Here is an 18207-nt window from a genome sequence, read left to right on the forward strand (position 1 = left end):
GGCTCCTCAGGTCAGGTCCACGCTGGCGTGCTGGACAGCTCGGCGCACAGCCATTGAGGTCAGAACAGCGGCGACGGCGAGCCACACGGCGCTGGACGCCACGGTCAGGGCCATGTCCATCCAGAAGGTGGGGAAGAGCCCTGCGGTGCTCACGGCGTGCACGGCGGAGTTCAAGGGCAGCACCCGCAATGGCGCGTTGAGGAAGTCAAGCTGTGGCGGCAGTCCGAAGATGCCGCTGAGCAGGATGAGGGGGGCGGCCACCAGGGATTCGTAGACCAGGGCGTCGGGGTGGTGGGCGAACAGGGCCGCGATCACCAGGGACATGGACAACGAGGCCAGCCAGAACGCGGCGATGGCGAACACCAACGACCAATTAAGACGGCCCAAAGGCATGCCCAGCACAGCAGCCGCGGCGCCGGCCAATGGGAAGGCGAACAGCCCGAAGGTGGCTGCCGAGCCGACGACCGGCAGCAGTGCGGTACGGGCCCCGAGAGGGGAGACGACGTGATGGATGAGCGTTCCCTGGAAGCGTTGGAAGCCGATGAGGCCGGTGGAGACCGCGCACATCGTCCACGTGCCGACCATGCCGGCCCGTAGCCATGCCTGTTCCGTGACCTGTGCCCCGGAACTGAATGTGGCGACGTACTGCAGCAGCAGCACGGAGAGAGTGCTGGTCAGCAATAGTTGGGCAAAGTAAGAGTTGCGGGCGAACAGGCTTACCTGGAAGGTGAGCATGCGAAGAAAACGCACCATCATGCGACCGCCTGCGACTCAGTGCGGATGAGCGCGAGGTAGCACTCCTCCAGAGTGGGAGCCCGCTCGAGGAAGTCCTGGGGCAGTGCGCCGGAGACTTCGAGGGTGCGGCGGAAGCGCTCTGCGGCAGCGGGGTCGTTCCACTGCAGGTGGATGTGGTCGCGGCCGTGGAAGGACTGCACGTCGACGGTGGCCTCCGGGGCTGAGGCAGTCAGGGCGTCCGGGGAGTGGCTGCCAGGGTTAGCGGAGAAAGTGGTGACGCGGTGCACTCCGCTGGCCTGCTTGATTCCCGTCAGCGGTCCTTGGGCCTGGATTCGACCAGAGCGCATCACGATGATCCGGTCTGCCAGGGCTTCAGCCTCGGCCAACTGGTGGGTGGTGAGCAGGATGGCCACCCCTGTGGCGGCGAGGTTCCGGACGAGGTGGCGCACGATGAGGGAGTTCTCCGGGTCCAGGCCATTGGTGGGCTCATCCAGCAGCAGCAGCTGGGGTCGACCCAACAGCCCGCGCGCGATATGCAGGCGCTGACGCATGCCCTTGGAGAGCTCACCGGCTTTGGATTCTGCCTTATCGTCTAGTCCCACGGCCTCCAGTGCCTCGGCCACTCGTGTCTGGCGCTCCCGCGAGGGGACGGCGGCCAGGTCTGCGAAGTACAGGAGGTTGTTGCGCACGGTGGCACGTCCATAAAAGCCGCTGTCTCCGCCGAGCACCAGCCCGATGGAAGGACGGTCGCCCCGGGCGTGGGCGTAGAGATCGCGCCCGCCCACGGACACGGCACCGGAGGATGGCATAAGCAGGCCTGCGCACATCTTCACTGTCGTGGTCTTGCCAGCGCCATTGGGCCCCAAGACAGTAACGATTTCACCCGCATCAATCGATAGGCTAACTCCATCGACCGCTAGAAGATTAGAATGATTATAGCGCCTCACGAGGTCAACTGCCTCAACAACTGATGGCTTCGGCACCTCTTCCAACACAGAGACAGTCCTGCTAGCCATTATTTACATACAACCTTTCTTAAAAATTTTATATACTTTCATATCCCGAGGCGCACCGGCCCCCACTACAGCATGCCTCGGCCGCACTCCAACCGACATGCACCACCGCCCTCCGCACTCCAACCGACATGCGGACCCAGAGGTGACACGCATCCCATGCATGTGTAAGATACATCATACATCCAACTGGATGTGACCGATACTGGGGAGAGCCACCTGGGCATGGTCGGGCAAGAATGATGAATGCCCAACTTCACCTCTCTCCAGATGCCCTATCTCTATCCGAGGTAGGGAGAACCAAGGAGGACTCATCATGTCGATTGACCGTGCTTCTATTTCTCAGAACATCGTTGAGCTCGAGGACGTTTTCAAGAACTTCTCCACGAGCGACACGGCCTGGAACCACGGACCCCAGGCGCTCTGATCAGATCACCCAAAGGAGGGAGGGCTCTTGAGGAGCCCTCCCTCCTTTCTTAAAAAAGATGGGCGAAATGAAAACTCCGAATATCCACAGTCTTCTCAATGCGTCATCTAGATACATACTGGACACTAGTGACACCATTAATCACTGGCATCCCGGTCTAGTGAGCCGAGCCAGGGTAGTTATGGATCCTGCGTCCGAAAGAACTATACAAACCCCCACTTTTCTTACCGATCTAGGCTTGCGTAAATTTACAGACGCTTCCGACTTTTACGAGCTAAGCATAACTTCCAACAAGCATCTTCAAGATATATATAAAAATAGACCTCCACACCCTACCGTGGATAAAAAAATTTTTGGCGATGAATTTATCGCAGATACTCTAGATGCACTGGTCCTGCTATGGGGGGATTACGAAAGCGCATCGAATATCGCCGTCTCACTAAAGGACTACCTTAAAGACGAATCCCGCTCCTACAAACTGCTAACCTACGCTGCAGGGCTCATTTCGGAGAAAAATTCGAAATATTCAGAAGTTCTTTACGAGCGTGCATACACTTTTACCTCATCGGCGGCCAACAAGATGGTAGCAAAATTGAGGCGTTGCGCGTTGGTTCTAAAAAAAGAACGCGACCCCGGGCGAGCTTTGCTCATGCTGGAAGAACTAGAAAATTGGATCTATGTGCAGAGGGGGTTCTCCGAGATTAATGAATCTGATATGGACACAATGACTGCAATGACACTGAACCTCAAGTCGTTGGCGCAGATACGTTGTAACGATATAAATGCAGCGTGGGAGACCATTGCTCGAGCAAGGTCTCTGGTAAAAGTCGAAGATCTATCCGCAATGGGTAGATCAGAGGCTCTTAGATACAGGACTCAAATTACCGGTAATGCCGCTCGTCTTGCATGGCTGATGGGGAAAGAATCTGCGGCGGCAAGTCTATGGGAAGAAAACTACAAGCAGGCGAAATACGAAGACAATTATTCGATCTCAGAAACTACCTTTGGCCTGGCGTACGGATCATACCTGATGGGGGATTATTCTCGAAGTCAGAATTTGGCAGAGAAAGCTCAGATTTTGATCGCAAATGAAGCAAGTCCAAACCGGCTGCGTCTTGCCCGTAAGGTTCTAGCCGGAGCTAGGGCGAAGCTCGGCGATGAAGCGGGCGCGTCTGAGGTCCTATATAAAATGAATTCAGATAAGCTCGGTATAAACATACTCTCACGCCCTTCAGAAAACGCCGCATGAATGAACCTCATCACTGTGCTGCGATACCGGGGATGAATAGAAGGGCGTGCTGTAGTACGACCGACTTCCACGGCACGCGGGGCAGTTCGCCGCTTCACGTACTGTGCGGTGACCTTCAACGGGGGCTGTGCCATGCCCGGAGAGTGAGGCACGGTCGGGACAAGATAAATAGGTCCCAACAGTGCGCCCTTGGCGTAAGAATCCGGGAATGGCGGGGACCCAGCAGTCAACGGTAGATACCGCAGTACTGGTGTGCCTAAGTAGTTAGGTAGGCAAATAGGCAGATACCACGTTGGGTAAGAGATACTCAAGTGGCGGGGTACGTCTTCTCTAGGGCGTCGATGATGAGTTGTCTCATGGTGGTGTTCTCAGTGAAGGCGAGGAAGCGCAGCCGTTCGTGGAGGTCAGTCGGCAGGTCGATGCTGGTGTTCTTGACCTCCTGTCGTGAGCGCGCGGGGAAGGCCGCGGACATGTTCGGGACGGGCCGGGTCTCGCCGGTGGGCTCGCGACGCTTGATGGTGGGCTTGTTCACGGCGCTCACTGTTCGATCATCTCCTCGATTTCGGCGGTGACTGCGCCCCAGGGGCCGAGGTTGTTCGGGGTGGGCCACGTGCCGGCGGCGTGCTTGAAGGCCTCTCGGCGCGGGATGGTGGTCTCGAAGCGGGGTACGCCTTCGTCGGCTAGGGCCTGGATGGCCTCGGTGTACAGGCGGGTGCGAGGGTCGGCGCGGTTGAGCAATACGACAGCTGGCACAGCCTTATCCAGGGCGTCTACGGTGGCCCAGACGCGGGACATATCCAGTCGGCTGGCTTCGGTGGGCACAATCACCAGGTCGGCGCGAGCAGCCACGGCCGTCTGCAGGGCAGGATGGGACTGCCGCATGGATAGATGACATCTGATCTGGCTTGCCCGCAGGGCGGCCTGGAAGGATGTGCACCATGCCCGCTCCCTACCCCCAGGAGTTCCGCGAAGACGTCGTGCGAGTGGCCCGGTCCCGTGAGGACGGCATCACCATCGCGCAGATCGCGAAGGACTTCGGCGTCCACGAAATGACGCTCCATAAGTGGATTCGCCAAGCCGACATCGACGACGGCAACCGCCCCGGCAAGAGCCGGGAGGAATCGGCCGAGCTGCGTGAAGCGCGCAAACAGATCCGGCTACTTCAGCAGGAGAACGAGGTCCTCCGCCGCGCCGCTGCCTACCTCTCCCAGGCGAACCTGCCGGGAAAAGGGGCTCTTCGCAGTTGTGGGGGTAGGCGGGCGGTCTGGCGCGTCGGTGTCCGGGTAGGGGTCGAGGTCCTCCGATGATGGAAGTTCTCACACTGCCCATCCGGAAGACCTCGACGTGCACCACGCTACCTTCGCCACCCCTGATTTGACCGTGTTCTGCCGTCTCGACGACCCCGAGTACGGGTACCGGTTCCTGGTCGGCGAAGCCGCAGAGGCCGGCGAAGTGATGTGTGAGCGCACGGCATGGAGGATCTGCCGGGACAACCAGTGGTGCTCCGTGTTCGGGAAGAAGCGCGGCAAGAACGGGAAGCGTCCCAGGCCACCAGTCCACGATGATCTCGTGAAGCGGGACTTCTCCGCCGATGACGTCAACGAACTGTGGCTGACCGACATCACCGAGCACTGGACCAGCGAGGGCAAGCTCTACCTCTGCGCCATCAAGGACATGTTCTCAGGCCGGATCGTCGGCTACTCGATCAGCGACCGAATGAAGGCGCGACTGGCGGTGAACGCCCTGGACAACGCCACTTCCCGCCGCGGTGACGTCGCTGGCTGCATCGTGCATTCGGGCCGAGGATCGCAGTTCCGGTCGCGGAAGTTCGTGCACGCGCTGAACCGTCACCACCTCATCGGCTCAATGGGAAAGGTCGGTGCCGCCGGCGACAATGCGGCGATGAAGTCCTTCTTCGCACTACTCCAGAAGAACGTCCTGGACCGGAAGCGGTGGCGGACCCGCGACGAGCTCCGGATCGCGATCGTCACCTTGATCGAACGCAAGTATCACCGCCGCTGAAGCGCCCGGGGTTCCGTTCCGATCCAACTGAAGGAGAATCGGAACATGCCCAAGAAGTTCAGCCCCGAGCTGCGTGAGCGCGCGATCAGGATGGTCCTGGAACGCCAAGCCACCCAGGGAGGCCCGCGTTCGCACTCGATCCGGGCCATCGCTCCGCAGGTCGGAGCCGGCGAGGAGACGCTGCGGATGTGGTGCAACCGCCACGGCCACGAGGTGGCACCGGCGCCTGCTGGCGAGAGTCCGGCCGAGGAGATTCGCCGTCTCAAGCGTGAGCTTGCCGAGGCCCGGCGGGCGAACGAGATCCTCAAAGCCGCCTCAGCTTTTTTCGCCAGGGAACTCGACCGCCCCACGACGAAATGATCGCGTTCATCGACGAACACCGCGATCAGTTCGGGGTCGAGGCCATCTGCCGCGTGCTCAGCGCGACGGAATGTGGGTTCATCACCTCCCGCGGTTACCGCGCCGCGAAGACACGCCCCGCATCAGCGCGGGCAGTGCGCGACGAGCTCCTTCTCAAGGAGATCACGCGGATCCACGCGGAGAACTACTCCGTCTACGGCGTCAGGAAGATGCACCACGCGATGCGCCGCGCTGGGTGGGAGATCGGTCGGGACCAAGTCGCCCGGCTCATGAGGGAAGCCGGCCTCGAGGGGGTTCGGCGTGGCCGCAAGCCCGTCACGACAAAGCCTGCTCGGGAGCCGGATGCCCGCCCTGACTTGGTGGAACGCAAGTTCATCGCCGAGCGCCCGAATCAGCTCTGGGTCGCTGACATCACCTACGTCAGGATCCTGACGGGCTTCTGCTACGTCGCGTTCGTCACCGACGTCTGCTCCCGGAAGATCGTGGGGTGGGCCGTCTCCGGCAGCCTGCACACCGCGGGACTACCCCTGCTGGCCCTCGAGCACGCTCTGGTCTCCACCGGCACCAGCCGTGACCGGCAGGGCCTGATCCACCACAGCGATCGGGGAAGCCAGTACGTCTCCCTGGCGTACTCCGACGCGCTCATCACGGCGGGGGTGAGCGCTTCAGTGAGCACCGTGGGCGACTCCTATGACAACGCCCTGGCTTCAGACCGTAAACGGGCTCTACAAGGCCGAGCTCATCCACTCCAAGCGGGTGTGGGAGTCCGTGCAGGCGGTCGAGCTGGCCACGATGGGGTGGGTGCACTGGTGGAACACCGCCCGCCTGCATGAGGGGCTCGACTATCGAACTCCCTCAGAGGTCGAGGGGGCCTACACTCACGACCAAGACGCAGCGCCCGTTGCGTCCTGACCTCGGAACGAAACCCAGGGCGCTTCACCGCCGTCGACAGGCACGTCTGGGTCGATTGACCCCCATCGAATACGAGACCATCATGAACCCGGCCGTGAGCCTCGCGGCCTAACACCCCAACTGTCACCTAACGGTGCGGCAGTCCCTCCGGCTACACGGTGCTGGGGTGGGCCCTGGTGTTCGTCACAGCGTTGCCCATCGTCCTGCTCCCCCTGCTGGAACCGTCGATGCGGTCCCCGGCTTACCTCGTGATCGTCGTCGTGAGCCTCGGGCTGGTCGTGTGGCTGGTCCAGGCGGCATTCCTGCGAGCCCGCATCGAGCTGACCGTGGACCCGGCCGCCGGTGCGCTCCGGCTCCGCGCCCCGCTGTACTCCCGCACGGTGCCGCTGGGCTCCCTCGCCACGGTGGAGGTTCAGGACGACGTCGGCCCGGGCGTCGCCTTCCTCAACTGGCCGGTGGCCGGGCGCGCCCGCTCCCGCCGCGGTGTGCGGATCGATCTCGGCGGCACCGCCGCACTGGTCCTCACAACACACGACGGGCAGCGGTTCACCGTCGTGACCCCGGACGCGGAGCAGGCCTCGGCGCTGCAGGCGATGGTGGAGGCGGTCCGCAGGCACGCGAACGCCTGAAACCCCCGCCCCCGAATCGACTGCAGTAGTGACCCTTTTGGCGCCCGAAACCGCCCTCAGAAGGGTCACTTTCGCAGTGGATTCCTCGGCGCTGTCGCGACGCCATCCTCCCCTCGGTGGATGACAGGATCAGGACGGACGGGGATCCTGGGGACTGCAGCCGTGCCCACCTCCCTCTACGGACGAACCCCCTCCATGGCCTCGCGCTCCGCCTCCACCGCCCCCGCCCCGACGCCCGCACCCGCCCCGCAGCCGCCCGCCGGCCGGTGGCGCATCCCCGTCTGGGCCTCGGCCCTGGGCTGGCTGGTCGCCGGGCCGGGGGCGAGCCTCGCCACCTACCTCTACTTGGTCGAACTGGAGGAGACGGTGGCCCCCGCCCTCGGACGCGCCGTGGCCATGGGGCCGGCCGTCTGGACGGAGGACCAGGACGGCGACGCCGCGGCCCGCCTGCCCTGGTGAGGGGCGTGTCCGCCCGCTCCGACGCGGCCCATGGGCGCTCGAGGCGACCGCCGGACACCCCCTAGGGTGGGAGCCATGCCCACCATCTCCCCCGTCGGACTCCTGCTGGACGTGGACGGCCCCCTGGCCTCCACCGAGACCCGGACCGTGCCCGAGGAGATCCTCGACGCCCTCGCCGAACTCGCCCGGCGGGGCGTGCCCGTCGGCTTCAACACCGGCCGCACGGTCGAGTTCCTGCTGCGCAACGTGATCGAGCCGCTGCGCGAGCGCGTGGACCTCAGCGAGGCGCCGTTCCACGGCATCTGCGAGAAGGGTGCCGTGTGGTTCCCGTTCTCCGCGGTCCCGGCCGGGGACGTCGCCCCCGTCACCGACCGCACACAGGTGCCGGACTGGGTGTGCCGGGACGAGGCCATGGTGCTCGAGGACGGGATCGCCCGTGCCCTCGTGCAGGTGAACGAGGCCCATGCCCGGGGGCTGCAGGAGGAGGACCGCACCAAGCTCGCCATGGTCTCCTTCGAGATGGGTGTGGGCACCGACCCGGCCGTCTACGAGCCGGTGCGCGACGACGTCGCCCGCCGCTTCGAGGCCGCACTCACCGAGCGCGGGGCTGGCGAGCGCGTGCGCGTAGACCCGACCGTCATCTCCGTGGACGTGGAGGACGCCCGCTCCGGCAAGGACCTCGGCGTGCAGCGGTGCCGGGCGCTCCTGGCGGAGGCCGGCGTCGCCTTCCCCGAACGCTGGTTCACCGTGGGTGACTCCCGCACCGACTACGCGATGGCCGACGCCCTGCACGCCCAGGGGTTCGAGGTGCAGCACGTGGATGTGCGGCCGGCCGACGGCATCCCGGAGGTCCCCTACCCCGTGGTGACGGCCGCCGAACTGGCGGCCCAGGGGTTCGGCGCCCCCGAGGACATCCACGAGCGGGTGGGCGCCTCCCTGCTGCGCCGGGTGCTCGCGGACCTGCCCGCACACCCCTGAGCGGGCGTGCCCTGCGCAGGGCCCTGATCGACGAGACGGGCCCCACCTCCTAGCGGAGGTGGGGCCCGTGGCGGTGCGAGATCCGTCGCGGAAGGCGGGGCCGCCGCGACGGTGGAGGGATCAGGGGCAGCCGAGCTGCGCGCGAGCCTCGCTCGTGTAGGAGCCGGAGGCGGTGGCCGTGGCCTCGAAGATGTCCCCGGTGACGGTGGTGCCCGCCACGGGGCGGCCGACCACGGTGAACAGGGCGTGCGAGTCCGCGGGCATCGCCGGCAGGGTCACCACGAGGCGGCCGTCCCGCATCTCGGCGGTGAGCGGACCGGCCGGTGCCTGGGCGTAGCGGTCGGTGATGGTGGTGAAGCGGTCGAAGGACTCGTCCCCGGACTGGTCGGTGAAGCCGGCCAGGTCGACGGTCCAGTTCCCGGAGGTGGGCACGAGCGAGATGGTGGTGCCGGCCTCCAGCGCGTAGGGGGTGCCGAAGGGCACGCGCCAGCGCAGCTCGGTGCGGGCGGCGTTCGTGAAGTGGTGCACCTTCAGGTACCCGCAGTCGTCGTTCTTGTACTCGGTGTAGCCCTGGTTGGAGTAGTCCGCCATGTTCACGTCGAGCGTGGCCGTGGAGGTCCAGTGCAGGGCGCAGCCGCACACGGAGGTGCTGGTGCCGGCCACGGGGGTGGGCGGGGTGTTCGGGTCGGGGGTGTTCGGGTCGGGGGAACCGGCACCGCCCCAGACACCGCCGACGGGGGATTCAGAGGCGGCGGCGAGCGGGGCGGCGGCGACAGCGGCCACAGTGGGCACCATCCACGCGAGGCCGCCGGCGACGGTGCGGCGGCTGACGTCAGTCGTCATAAGGGGGATCCTTCCGGGAGCGATGGGCGTGCCCGTGGAGGGCAGGTCGGGAGACCGGCGCAGGACACACGCACCCCAGAGTAGGAGGAAAAAGCATGGGGCAGAACAAAGTTCCCCTTACTCGACAGTAACATTTCTCTCAGCTCGGATCATGCCCCCGAGCAGAGCTCCCCCGAAGCCCATCACCGCATCCGAAGAACTCGCTGACCCCGCCCGGGCGCGGCAGACGAGGACGGGCCCCGACCGTGTGAGGTCGGGGCCCGTCGTCGTCCGGGGTGCGGAGCGCTCAGGGGCGCGATGTGCTCAGGGGCGTTCGGCGGCGGTGGAGCCGGCACCGCGGCCGCCCTGCTGGAGCAGGCGGTCCGCCCGCTCCTCCCAGAACTCGGCGTTGCGGATGCCCAGGGGGCGCGGGTCGAACTGCGGGTTCAGGCCCTGCTTCTTCTGGGCGTGGTAGTCCTTGAGCGCCTTCAGGGCCGGGCCCTGCAGCACCAGGATGCCCAGGATGTTCAGCCAGGCCGTGATGCCCACGCCGATGTCGCCCAGGCCCCAGGCGGCACCCGTGGTGGCGACGGCGCCGTAGGCCACCGAGGCGAGGATCATCGCCTGCAGGACACGGATGAGGCCTCGGCGCGCGGCGGAAGTGCGGGCGTTGCGCGTCAGATAGGCCACGTTCACCTCGGCGATGTAGTAGTACGCCACGATCGTGGTGAACGCGAAGAACGTGAGGGCGATCGCCACGAAGCTCGGGCCGAACACACCGAACTGGGTGGAGAACCCGTGCTGCACGAAGGCCGGGCCGACCTCCACACCCGCGGGCAGGTTGCCGTCGAAGAGCACCGGGGAGTCCATGGACTCGCCCGAGTACACGCGGTACATGCCCGTGGAGAGCACGATGAACGCGGTGGCGGTGCAGACGAACAGGGTGTCGATGTACACCGCGAACGCCTGAGCGTAGCCCTGCTTGGCCGGGTGGGAGACCTCCGCGGCGGCAGCGGAGTGCGGGCCGGTGCCCTGACCGGCCTCGTTGGAGTAGATGCCGCGCTTGACGCCCCACTGCACGGCCAGGCCGAGGATGGCGCCGAACACGGAGTTCACGCCGAACGCGCTGGAGAAGATCGCCCCGAACACCACGGGGATCTGGTCGAAGTTCACGAAGAACACCACGAGCGCCAGCAGGATGTACGCGGCGGCCATGAACGGCACCACGACGACGGCGAAGGTGGCGATGCGCTTGACGCCGCCGATCACGATGAACGCCAGCACGATCACCATGGCCACGGCCACGATCCACGACTCGAGGTTCCACGCCTCCCCCATGGACACCGCGATGCCGTTCGCCTGGACGCCGGGCATGAAGAACGTCATGGCCATGACCATGGCGATGGCGAAGACCACTGCGTACACCTTGAAGGCCCCACCGAAGGAGGTGTGCCGGTAGGCCTTCTCGAAGTAGTACGCCGGACCGCCGCGGTACTCGCCGGTGTCGCGGTCGCGCTCCTTGTAGATCTGGCCGAGGGTGCACTCGACGAAGGAGGTGGCGGCCCCGAGGAACGCCATGGCCCACATCCAGAAGACGGCGCCCGGGCCGCCGAAGGCGATGGCCGTGGAGACGCCGCCGATGTTGCCCATGCCGACGCGGCCGGCCAGGGACATCATCAGGGACTGGAAGGACGAGGTGCCGTCCTGGGATGCCTCGCCGTCCTTGAGCTGGGCGAGCATGTCCGGGATGCCGCGCACCTGCAGGAACAGGGTGCGCAGGGAGAAGTAGACGCCGGCCAGAAGACAGAGCGCCACGAGGGGCAGGGACCAGACGTAGCCGTTGGCCGCGTCAATGAGGTCGGAGAAGGTCATGGGGGACTCCGGGAGCGAGGGCGATGATGACACGCCCCGGGCCGGATCGGCCCGGAGCATGGGAGAAGAGTACGCGCAACCACGCCGCTCCCTGAGTGGATCTCGCGAGGTGAGACGCGCAGGCTCCCGTCGTGGACACACGGGCGCCTCGGGCGGGACGCCCCTGCCAGAAACGGCCCAGACATGCGAAAAGCCCCGGAACCACTGGGGTCCCGGGGCTTCTCGATCCGCGGAGGATGGGGGATTTGAACCCCCGAGGGCTGTTAACCCAACACGCGTTCCAGGCGTGCGCCATAGGCCGCTAGGCGAATCCTCCTTGGTGTGCCCTCCTGCGGCGGACCGCATCAGGGCAGGCTCCATCATAACCAGAGCATCGGCGCAGGCGCCAATCCCGCATGCTGACCCTCCGGGCCGATCGCCGGACGGCCCAGTCTGCTGTATGCTTCCAGGCGGCCCCCCACGTGGTGTCATCCCGCTGAACTCCCCCAGGACCGGAAGGTAGCAAGGGTAGGTGGGCTCTGGCAGGTGCGTGGGGGGTCTTCGACGTCTTCCCCCCAGGAGGCCCCATGTCAGCCGGCCGCTACGCCCCCTCCCCCACGGGCACGCTGCACCTGGGGAACCTGCGCACCGCCTTGGTCGCCTGGCTCGCCGCCCGCGCCTCGGGCCGGGCGTTCTGGCTGCGGATCGAGGACCTGGACCGGGTGCGCTCCGGAGCCGAGGCCGAGCAGCTGGCGGATCTGCGGACCATCGGCCTCACCTGGGATGCCGCACCGGTGCGCCAGTCCGAGCGCACCGCCCTCTACGACGACGCCCTCGCCGCCCTGCGTGCCGCCCACGGCCCGGACGCGGTGTACGAGTGCTTCTGCTCTCGCCGGGACATCGCGGAGGCGAGCTCCGCGCCCCAGGCCGGCACGCCCGTCGACGGTGGCTCCGGCACCCTGCTGCGCCCGCCCGGCTTCTACCCGGGCACCTGCCGCGGACTCACCGAGGCCGAGCGCGCCGAGCGGCGCCGCGCCCGCCCGGCCGCGCTGCGCGTGGACGCGGCGCAGGTGGCGGGGCTGCCGGCCGGAAGGGTCCCGACCGCGAGCGCACACGATCTGCTCCACGGGGAGGTGACCGGCCTGGTGGACGACCTCGTGCTGCGCCGGAATGACGGCGCGTACGCGTACAACCTGGCCGTCGTCGTGGATGACCTCGCCCAAGGGGTGGATCAGGTGGTCCGTGGGGACGACCTGCTGGACTCGTCCCCGCGCCAGCGGTGGCTCGCGCAGGCGCTGTGCGCGGCCCGGGGCCAGGCGGCCCCGCCCGTGGAGCACCTGCATGTGCCGCTGGTGCTCGGCCCGGACGGGCGTCGACTGGCCAAGCGGGACGGTGCGGTGACGCTCGCGGACCTGGCCGCGCAGGATCCGCGGTGGACGCCGGAGCGGGTGCGGGACCGGCTCCTGGAGTCCTTGGGGCTGCCGGCCGGGCCACTGGAGGGGGCGGTTGCCGCATTCGACCCGGCCGCCCTGCCGCGCGAGCCGTGGGTGTTCCCCGGGCGGCTCTGAGCGCGCGGCGGGGCCCCGAACCTCGCGGCGGGGGTCTGGCCTCGCGGGGCCGCGGGTCAGAGGATCTCGGTGACCTCGGAGAACTCGAGGCGTCCGGCGCGCGGGAGCACGGCGTCCTCAGCCTCGGGGTGGGCGGCGTGGCCCACGTTCATCACGATCAGCGGCTCCCAGCCGCGCCCGGCCAGGAACTCGGCGCGGACGCCGTCGACGTCGAAGCCGGTCATGGGGCCCACCTGCAGCCCGTGGGCGCGCAGGGCGAGGGTGAGGTAGCCGGCCTGGAGCAGCCCGCTTCCCTGGCCGATGGACTCACGCCACACGTGGTCGGTCTCGAAGACCTCCTGCATCGCCAGCAGGGTGGGCATGAGGGTGGGGGCGTTGCGGTGCCACTGCTGGTCGTAGGCGAGCACGAGCACGAGCGGGGCCAGGCCGGTGCGCTCGGCGTTCACGTCGGCCATGAAGGGCACGATCCGCGCCTTGGCCTCGTCCGTGGTGAGGGCGACCATGCGCAGGGGCTGGGAGTTGAACGCGGTGGGGGCCCAGCGGGCGTCGTCGTAGGCGCGGCGCACCTGTTCGAGGTCCACGGGTTCCTCGGTGAACCGGTAGGTGGTGTGGGCGCCGGCGAAGAGGGCGTCGCGGGCGGGCTGGTCCAGGAGGGCCTCGGGCAGGACGGTGGGCTTGGTGGTCATGCGCAGGTCAACCCGCGGTGACGTGCGTGCATTCCCGGTCTGGGCGTTCCCCGAGGGCGGAGGCAGGCCTATCGTGTCCGCGCGGCCGATAGGCTTCCGGACGTGAGCACCGCCCTGTACCGCCGTTATCGCCCGGACCGCTTCGAGGACGTGATCGGGCAGGACCACGTCACGGTCCCCCTCCAGACGGCGCTGTCCAAGGACAGGGTCAACCACGCCTACCTGTTCTCCGGGCCGCGCGGATGCGGCAAGACGACGTCGGCCCGCATCCTGGCGCGCTGTCTGAACTGCGCGCAGGGGCCCACGCCCACGCCCTGCGGCGAGTGCGACTCGTGCCGGGACCTCGCCACGGGCGGGCCCGGGTCGCTGGACGTGCTGGAGATCGACGCCGCCAGCCACGGCGGCGTGGACGACGCGCGGGGCCTGCGGGAGCGGGCTACGTTCGCCCCGGTGCGGGACCGCTACAAGATCCTCATCATCGATGAGGCCCACATGGTCACGGCGGCGGGGTTCAACGCGCTGCTGAAGATCGTGGAGGAGCCGCCGGAGCACCTGAAGTTCATCTTCGCCACCACGGAGCCGGACAAGGTGATCGGCACCATCCGCTCGCGCACGCACCACTATCCGTTCCGCCTGGTGCCGCCGGAGCCGCTGATCGCCTACCTGGAGCGGTTGTGCGCTGAGGAGCAGGTGCGGGTGGAGCCGGGTGTGCTGCCGCTGGTGGTGCGCGCGGGCACCGGTTCGGTGCGGGACACCCTCTCGGTGCTGGACCAGCTGATCGCGGGAGCCCGGGACGGGTCCGTCTCGTACAACCTGGCCGTGGACCTGCTGGGCTTCACACCGGAGGCGCTGCTGGACGACGTCGTGGATGCGATTGCCGCGGAGGACGCCCCCACCGTGTTCCGGGTGTCGGACCGGGTGGTGCAGTCCGGTCAGGATCCGCGGCGGTTCGTGGAGGACCTGCTGGACAGGTTCCGTGATCTGGTGATCGCCCGCGCCCTGCCGGAGGAGGCAGGGTCCATCCTGCATGGCATGCCGGAGGACCAGGTGCGCCGGCTGGCTGCTCAGGCCGGTCAGCTGTCCCGTGCGGAGCTCTCGCGTCTGGCGGATGTCACCAATCTGGCCCTGAGCGACATGGTGGGTGCCACGAGCCCCCGTCTGCATCTGGAGCTGCTGATGGCCCGCCTCCTGCTGCCCGCTGCGGACGATACCCAGCGTGGGCTCGCTGCCCGCCTGGAGGCGCTGGAGCGCCGGGTGGCCTCAGGCGTTGCCCTGGCCGAGCCGGCCGCCGGGGTGCCTGCTCCCCGCGGCGGGTCCGCCACCTCCCCGCGAGGGGAGGACGCCCAGGCCCCGGCGGAGACCGCCGGGCTCACCGGCGCCGCGCTGGCCCGGGCCGCAATGCGTCGGCCCGAGCCGGAGTCCGAGCCTGCCCCGCAGGCGACGCCGGCTCCGGCCGCGGAGACACAGGTGCAGGCACCGGTGAAGGCTCCTGTGGAGGCCCCCGTGGAGGTCCCCTCCGGGCAGAAGCCCGTGGAACAGGCCCCGGAGGCGGCAGCTGCGAAGCCTGCTGAGCAGCCCGTGGAGGCCCCGGCCCCGGTCTCGGCTCCGGAGGGGGCTGCCCGGCCGGCGGAGCCCGCCGCGCAGCCGAGCCAGGTGGAGCGGATCCGCCGTGCCTGGCCGGACGTGCTGGCTGTGCTCGAGGACTCCTCGCGTCTGGTGTGGATGCTGGTGAAGGACAACGCGTCCGTTGCGGGCTACGACGGCTCCATCCTCACCGTGGGCTTCGCGCAGGACGGTCCGCGCCGGTCCCTGCTCGGCCGTGGCGGGGACCAGGTGCTCGCCGAGGCGGTGCACCGTGTGCTGGGCATCCGCCCCGAGCTGGACCTCATCCTCGGCGGCGACGCCCCCCGCCCGGGTGCCCAGCAGCCCACTCCCCAGGCCCCTGCCACCCCGGCTCCCGCTCCGGCCCAGAGCCAGAGCCAGAGCCAGAGCCAGAGCCAGAGCCAGAGCCAGAGCCAGAGCCAGGCTCCCACACCCTTCCGTCCGCAGAGCCGGCGCGCGCCGTCCCCCGTAGCCGAGGGCCGTCTGCAGCCGGCCACGTCCTGGCCGGCACCGCCGCCCTCGGGTGGCTCCGCACCGTCGACGCCAGTGCCGTCGTCGCCCGTATCGCCACCCTCGGGTGGCCCCGCACCGGCGTCACCGATGCCCTCGTTCTCGCCGACTCCGTCTGCGGAGGGCTCCGGCCGTCCCGGGGTGCGCCGTCCGGCGGCCGAGACCACCCCGGCTCCTGCCCCCTCTGCCGACGGCTGGGGCCGGCCCGAGGACGAGCCGCCCGCCTGGGAGGACGCCTCCGCGCCGCCCGAGGACCCGTGGGATGCGCTGCCGGAGTTCGACCCGGACTCGGACCAGGAGGACTCCCCCGGCCCGGACGGCTGGGTCCCCTCCGCCGAGGACGGCCCCGACGCCCCCGCCCCGCAGTTCTCCTCCAGCCCTTCCGGCCCCTCCGGCTGGGACGGCCCCGTGCCCACGCCCGCCGACTGGGGTGCACCGCCCTCGCCCGGCCAGAGCCCTGCCACCGCAGCTCCGGCCGAGGCCGCGCCCACGCCCAGCGCTGACGAGGCTCGCCGCGCCTACGATCCCGGCCCCCTCGTGCGCGAGGAGGAGCACAGCATCCCCGTGTTCGCCCGCCCCGAGGCCGAGCTGCGCGCCGAGTTCGCCGCCCGCTTCGGCGCCACCCGCCCAGCCGGCTTCGACGCTTCCCCGGGCACCGTCACACCACCCACTGCGGCTGATCGCGGCGCTCCCGCCCGTGAGGCAGCCCCGCAGACACCCGCCAGCCGGGCCGCCGCCCATGGGCAGGCTCCCGAAGGTGGCACGGATGCCGCAGCCGACGTCGGCGAGGAGGGCTCCTCGACGTACGAGGACCCCCAGCCCGGCGCCGCCTCCCTGGACGGGCCCACCCCCACGAGCCCGGCCCGCCCCACCCAGGACGACACCCCCGACCCCGGCGTCCCCGCCGAGCACCACGAGGACGGCGGCCCGGCCGGTTCCGCCAGCCCCCGCACCTCCCGCACAGCGCCCGACGGGCACAGCGCCCCGGCCGCCGGCACCGCCGCCACGCCACCGGCCGGATCAGGGCACCCGCACAGCCTGTACCCCGCCCTCATGGAGCGTGTGCAGGCCGGTGGGCCCTTCGACCCGCCCGTCAACGCCACCCCGGCAGGGCACACCCCACCGGCACAGGGCGGCAACGCTGCGGAGCGCAGCAGCGCCCCGGAGGGCACCGGCGCAGCACCAGTGGAGTCCGCACCCCCGACCGCCGGGGGGCGTCCCAGCGCGGCCGCCCTCTCCGCCTCGGCCCCCGCCCCGGCGGATCCGGCAGGTCCCCCCGCCCTGGATCCGAGGGCGGCGGCCATCCGGGCCGCCCGGGAGGCCGCCCGCGGCGGCGGCCCGCGCCCCGAGGAGCCGGCCGCCCCGGCCCCCGGCACCCCCACGGAATGGACGGAGGACGTCGCCAGCGACGACGACCTCACCCTCGAAGACTCCGGCCTGGTCGGTCGGCCCGTCGTCGAGCGGCTGCTCGGTGCGCGCCTGCTCGAGGAGCGGCCCCACCCCGACGCCCGCTGACCCGGGCCGGTCCGGACACGAACGCACCATGGCCGGCGTCGCCCCACGGCGACGCCGGCCCCCACCGCACGATCGGGGCCGCCGCCCCAGGACAAGGACGTGAGACGTGTACGAAGGCGCCGTCCAGGAGCTCATCGACGAGCTCGGCCGTCTACCGGGCATCGGCCCGAAGTCCGCGCAGCGCATCGCCTTCCACATCATGGAGGCGGACACCGCGGACATGCTCCGCCTGGCCGATGCCATCCGCACCGTGAAGGACAGGGTCCGGCTGTGCTCGGTGTGCTTCAACGTGTCCGAGCAGGAGGTGTGCGCCCTCTGCCGCGACGACCGCCGCGACGCCACCCAGCTGTGCGTGGTCGAGGAATCCCAGGACGTGATGGCCATGGAACGCACCCGCGCCTTCCAGGGCCGCTACCACGTGCTCGGCGGCGCCATCAATCCGATCGCCGGGATCGGCCCCGAGCAGCTGCACGTGCGCGAGCTGCTCACCCGGCTGCAGGACGACACCGTCCAGGAGGTCATCCTCGCCACCGACCCCAACCTCGAGGGCGAGGCCACCGCCACCTACCTCGGTCGGCTGCTCGGCGGCACCGGCATCCGGGTCAGCCGCCTGGCCTCCGGACTGCCCGTGGGCGGAGACCTCGAGTACGCGGACGAGGTCACCCTCGGCCGGGCCTTCGAGGGCCGCCGCATCATCAGCGGCTGACCCCCTCCCCCGCATACGACGGCGCCGCGCCCCCACCGGGGAGGGTGCGCGGCGCCGTCGTCCCCCGACCCCGCCGGGTCCGGCCCCCCCCCACACAGGCGATGCGGGTGCCGGGGGCCCCCCCGCCCCAGGGGGTGTCCAGGCGCCGCAGGCCCCCCCACAA

General features: G+C 68.7%; 16 protein-coding genes, 1 tRNA gene, 1 other RNA gene, 1 pseudogene and 1 other annotated feature. Of the genes and pseudogenes, 11 read left to right on the plus strand and 8 right to left on the minus strand.

What is annotated here, in order from left to right; genetic code table 11:
* Window positions 1-6 precede the first annotated feature (6 nt).
* Together SPI96_RS09605 and SPI96_RS09610 are read right to left on the minus strand one after the other, a co-directional pair.
* Window positions 7-735 (minus strand): ABC transporter permease, encoded by a 729-nt coding sequence (locus SPI96_RS09605; protein ID WP_321082145.1) that lies wholly within the window; start codon window positions 733-735, stop codon window positions 7-9.
* A gap of 17 nt (window positions 736-752) precedes the next feature.
* Entirely contained in the window at window positions 753-1751 is a 999-nt protein-coding gene (locus tag SPI96_RS09610) for an ABC transporter ATP-binding protein (RefSeq protein ID WP_414601939.1), read from the minus strand.
* A 605-nt stretch (window positions 1752-2356) separates the two neighbouring features.
* On the opposite strand from SPI96_RS09610, the gene SPI96_RS09615 reads away from it, so the two are divergent.
* A complete protein-coding gene (locus SPI96_RS09615; protein WP_321082146.1) occupies window positions 2357-3424 on the plus strand; it encodes a hypothetical protein in 1068 nt (355 codons plus the stop codon).
* Between the two features lie 307 nt (window positions 3425-3731).
* On the opposite strand, the gene SPI96_RS09620 is transcribed toward SPI96_RS09615, so the two are convergent.
* The gene (locus tag SPI96_RS09620; RefSeq protein ID WP_321082147.1) at window positions 3732-3965 is read right to left on the minus strand and encodes a hypothetical protein; all 234 of its coding nucleotides are present in this window, start codon (window positions 3963-3965) and stop codon (window positions 3732-3734) included.
* Window positions 3962-4306 (minus strand): hypothetical protein, encoded by a 345-nt coding sequence (locus SPI96_RS09625; protein WP_321082148.1) that lies wholly within the window; start codon window positions 4304-4306, stop codon window positions 3962-3964. Before SPI96_RS09625 ends, SPI96_RS09620 begins: the two co-directional genes overlap by 4 nt.
* Window positions 4307-4362: 56 nt before the next feature.
* On the opposite strand from SPI96_RS09625, the gene SPI96_RS09630 reads away from it, so the two are divergent.
* The 6 genes and pseudogenes from SPI96_RS09630 to SPI96_RS09655 all read left to right on the plus strand — a co-directional run bounded on the left by SPI96_RS09630 (window position 4363) and on the right by SPI96_RS09655 (window position 8784).
* Entirely contained in the window at window positions 4363-4731 is a 369-nt protein-coding gene (locus SPI96_RS09630) for a transposase (protein WP_321082149.1), read from the plus strand.
* A gap of 37 nt (window positions 4732-4768) precedes the next feature.
* Window positions 4769-5446: an IS3 family transposase gene (locus SPI96_RS09635; protein WP_414601940.1), complete on the plus strand. Its 678-nt coding sequence runs from the start codon at window positions 4769-4771 to the stop codon at window positions 5444-5446.
* A 45-nt stretch (window positions 5447-5491) separates the two neighbouring features.
* Window positions 5492-6718 (plus strand): annotated as a pseudogene (locus SPI96_RS09640) (IS3 family transposase).
* Window positions 5764-5860 (plus strand) — a sequence feature (AL1L pseudoknot). Its footprint overlaps the pseudogene before it by 97 nt.
* 227 nt (window positions 6719-6945) lie before the next feature.
* On the plus strand, window positions 6946-7347 hold the full coding sequence (locus SPI96_RS09645) for a hypothetical protein (RefSeq protein WP_321082150.1): 402 nt from the start codon (window positions 6946-6948) through the stop codon (window positions 7345-7347).
* A 162-nt stretch (window positions 7348-7509) separates the two neighbouring features.
* Window positions 7510-7806 carry a hypothetical protein gene (locus SPI96_RS09650; protein WP_321082151.1) on the plus strand — a complete coding sequence of 99 codons (297 nt, stop codon included), beginning with the start codon at window positions 7510-7512 and terminating at the stop codon, window positions 7804-7806.
* A gap of 75 nt (window positions 7807-7881) precedes the next feature.
* On the plus strand, window positions 7882-8784 hold the full coding sequence (locus tag SPI96_RS09655) for a haloacid dehalogenase (protein WP_321082152.1): 903 nt from the start codon (window positions 7882-7884) through the stop codon (window positions 8782-8784).
* 120 nt (window positions 8785-8904) lie between these two features.
* On the opposite strand, the gene SPI96_RS09660 is transcribed toward SPI96_RS09655, so the two are convergent.
* The 3 genes from SPI96_RS09660 to SPI96_RS09670 all read right to left on the minus strand — a co-directional run bounded on the left by SPI96_RS09660 (window position 8905) and on the right by SPI96_RS09670 (window position 11794).
* On the minus strand, window positions 8905-9627 hold the full coding sequence (locus tag SPI96_RS09660; RefSeq protein WP_321082153.1) for a hypothetical protein: 723 nt from the start codon (window positions 9625-9627) through the stop codon (window positions 8905-8907).
* Between the two features lie 303 nt (window positions 9628-9930).
* Window positions 9931-11478, minus strand: coding sequence for an alanine/glycine:cation symporter family protein (locus SPI96_RS09665; protein ID WP_321082154.1), 1548 nt, complete (start codon window positions 11476-11478; stop codon window positions 9931-9933).
* Window positions 11479-11708: 230 nt separating this feature from the next.
* A tRNA-Ser gene (locus SPI96_RS09670) sits at window positions 11709-11794 on the minus strand.
* A 132-nt stretch (window positions 11795-11926) separates the two neighbouring features.
* On the opposite strand from SPI96_RS09670, the gene ffs reads away from it, so the two are divergent.
* An RNA gene (gene ffs / locus SPI96_RS09675) (signal recognition particle sRNA small type) lies at window positions 11927-12023 on the plus strand.
* 21 nt (window positions 12024-12044) lie between these two features.
* Window positions 12045-13025 carry a tRNA glutamyl-Q(34) synthetase GluQRS gene (gluQRS, locus tag SPI96_RS09680; RefSeq protein ID WP_321082155.1) on the plus strand — a complete coding sequence of 327 codons (981 nt, stop codon included), beginning with the start codon at window positions 12045-12047 and terminating at the stop codon, window positions 13023-13025.
* 56 nt (window positions 13026-13081) lie between these two features.
* Here gluQRS and SPI96_RS09685 read toward each other — a convergent pair whose 3' ends face one another.
* Window positions 13082-13711: a malonic semialdehyde reductase gene (locus tag SPI96_RS09685; protein WP_321082156.1), complete on the minus strand. Its 630-nt coding sequence runs from the start codon at window positions 13709-13711 to the stop codon at window positions 13082-13084.
* A gap of 102 nt (window positions 13712-13813) precedes the next feature.
* Here SPI96_RS09685 and SPI96_RS09690 point away from each other — a divergent pair, with 102 nt between their 5' ends.
* Window positions 13814-17338 carry a DNA polymerase III subunit gamma and tau gene (locus tag SPI96_RS09690; protein WP_321082157.1) on the plus strand — a complete coding sequence of 1175 codons (3525 nt, stop codon included), beginning with the start codon at window positions 13814-13816 and terminating at the stop codon, window positions 17336-17338.
* A 106-nt stretch (window positions 17339-17444) separates the two neighbouring features.
* Entirely contained in the window at window positions 17445-18044 is a 600-nt protein-coding gene (recR, locus tag SPI96_RS09695) for a recombination mediator RecR (RefSeq protein ID WP_321082158.1), read from the plus strand.
* Window positions 18045-18207: the final 163 nt, after the last annotated feature.

This window comes from Micrococcus sp. (assembly GCF_034179925.1).
Classification (GTDB): Bacteria; Actinomycetota; Actinomycetes; order Actinomycetales; family Micrococcaceae; genus Micrococcus.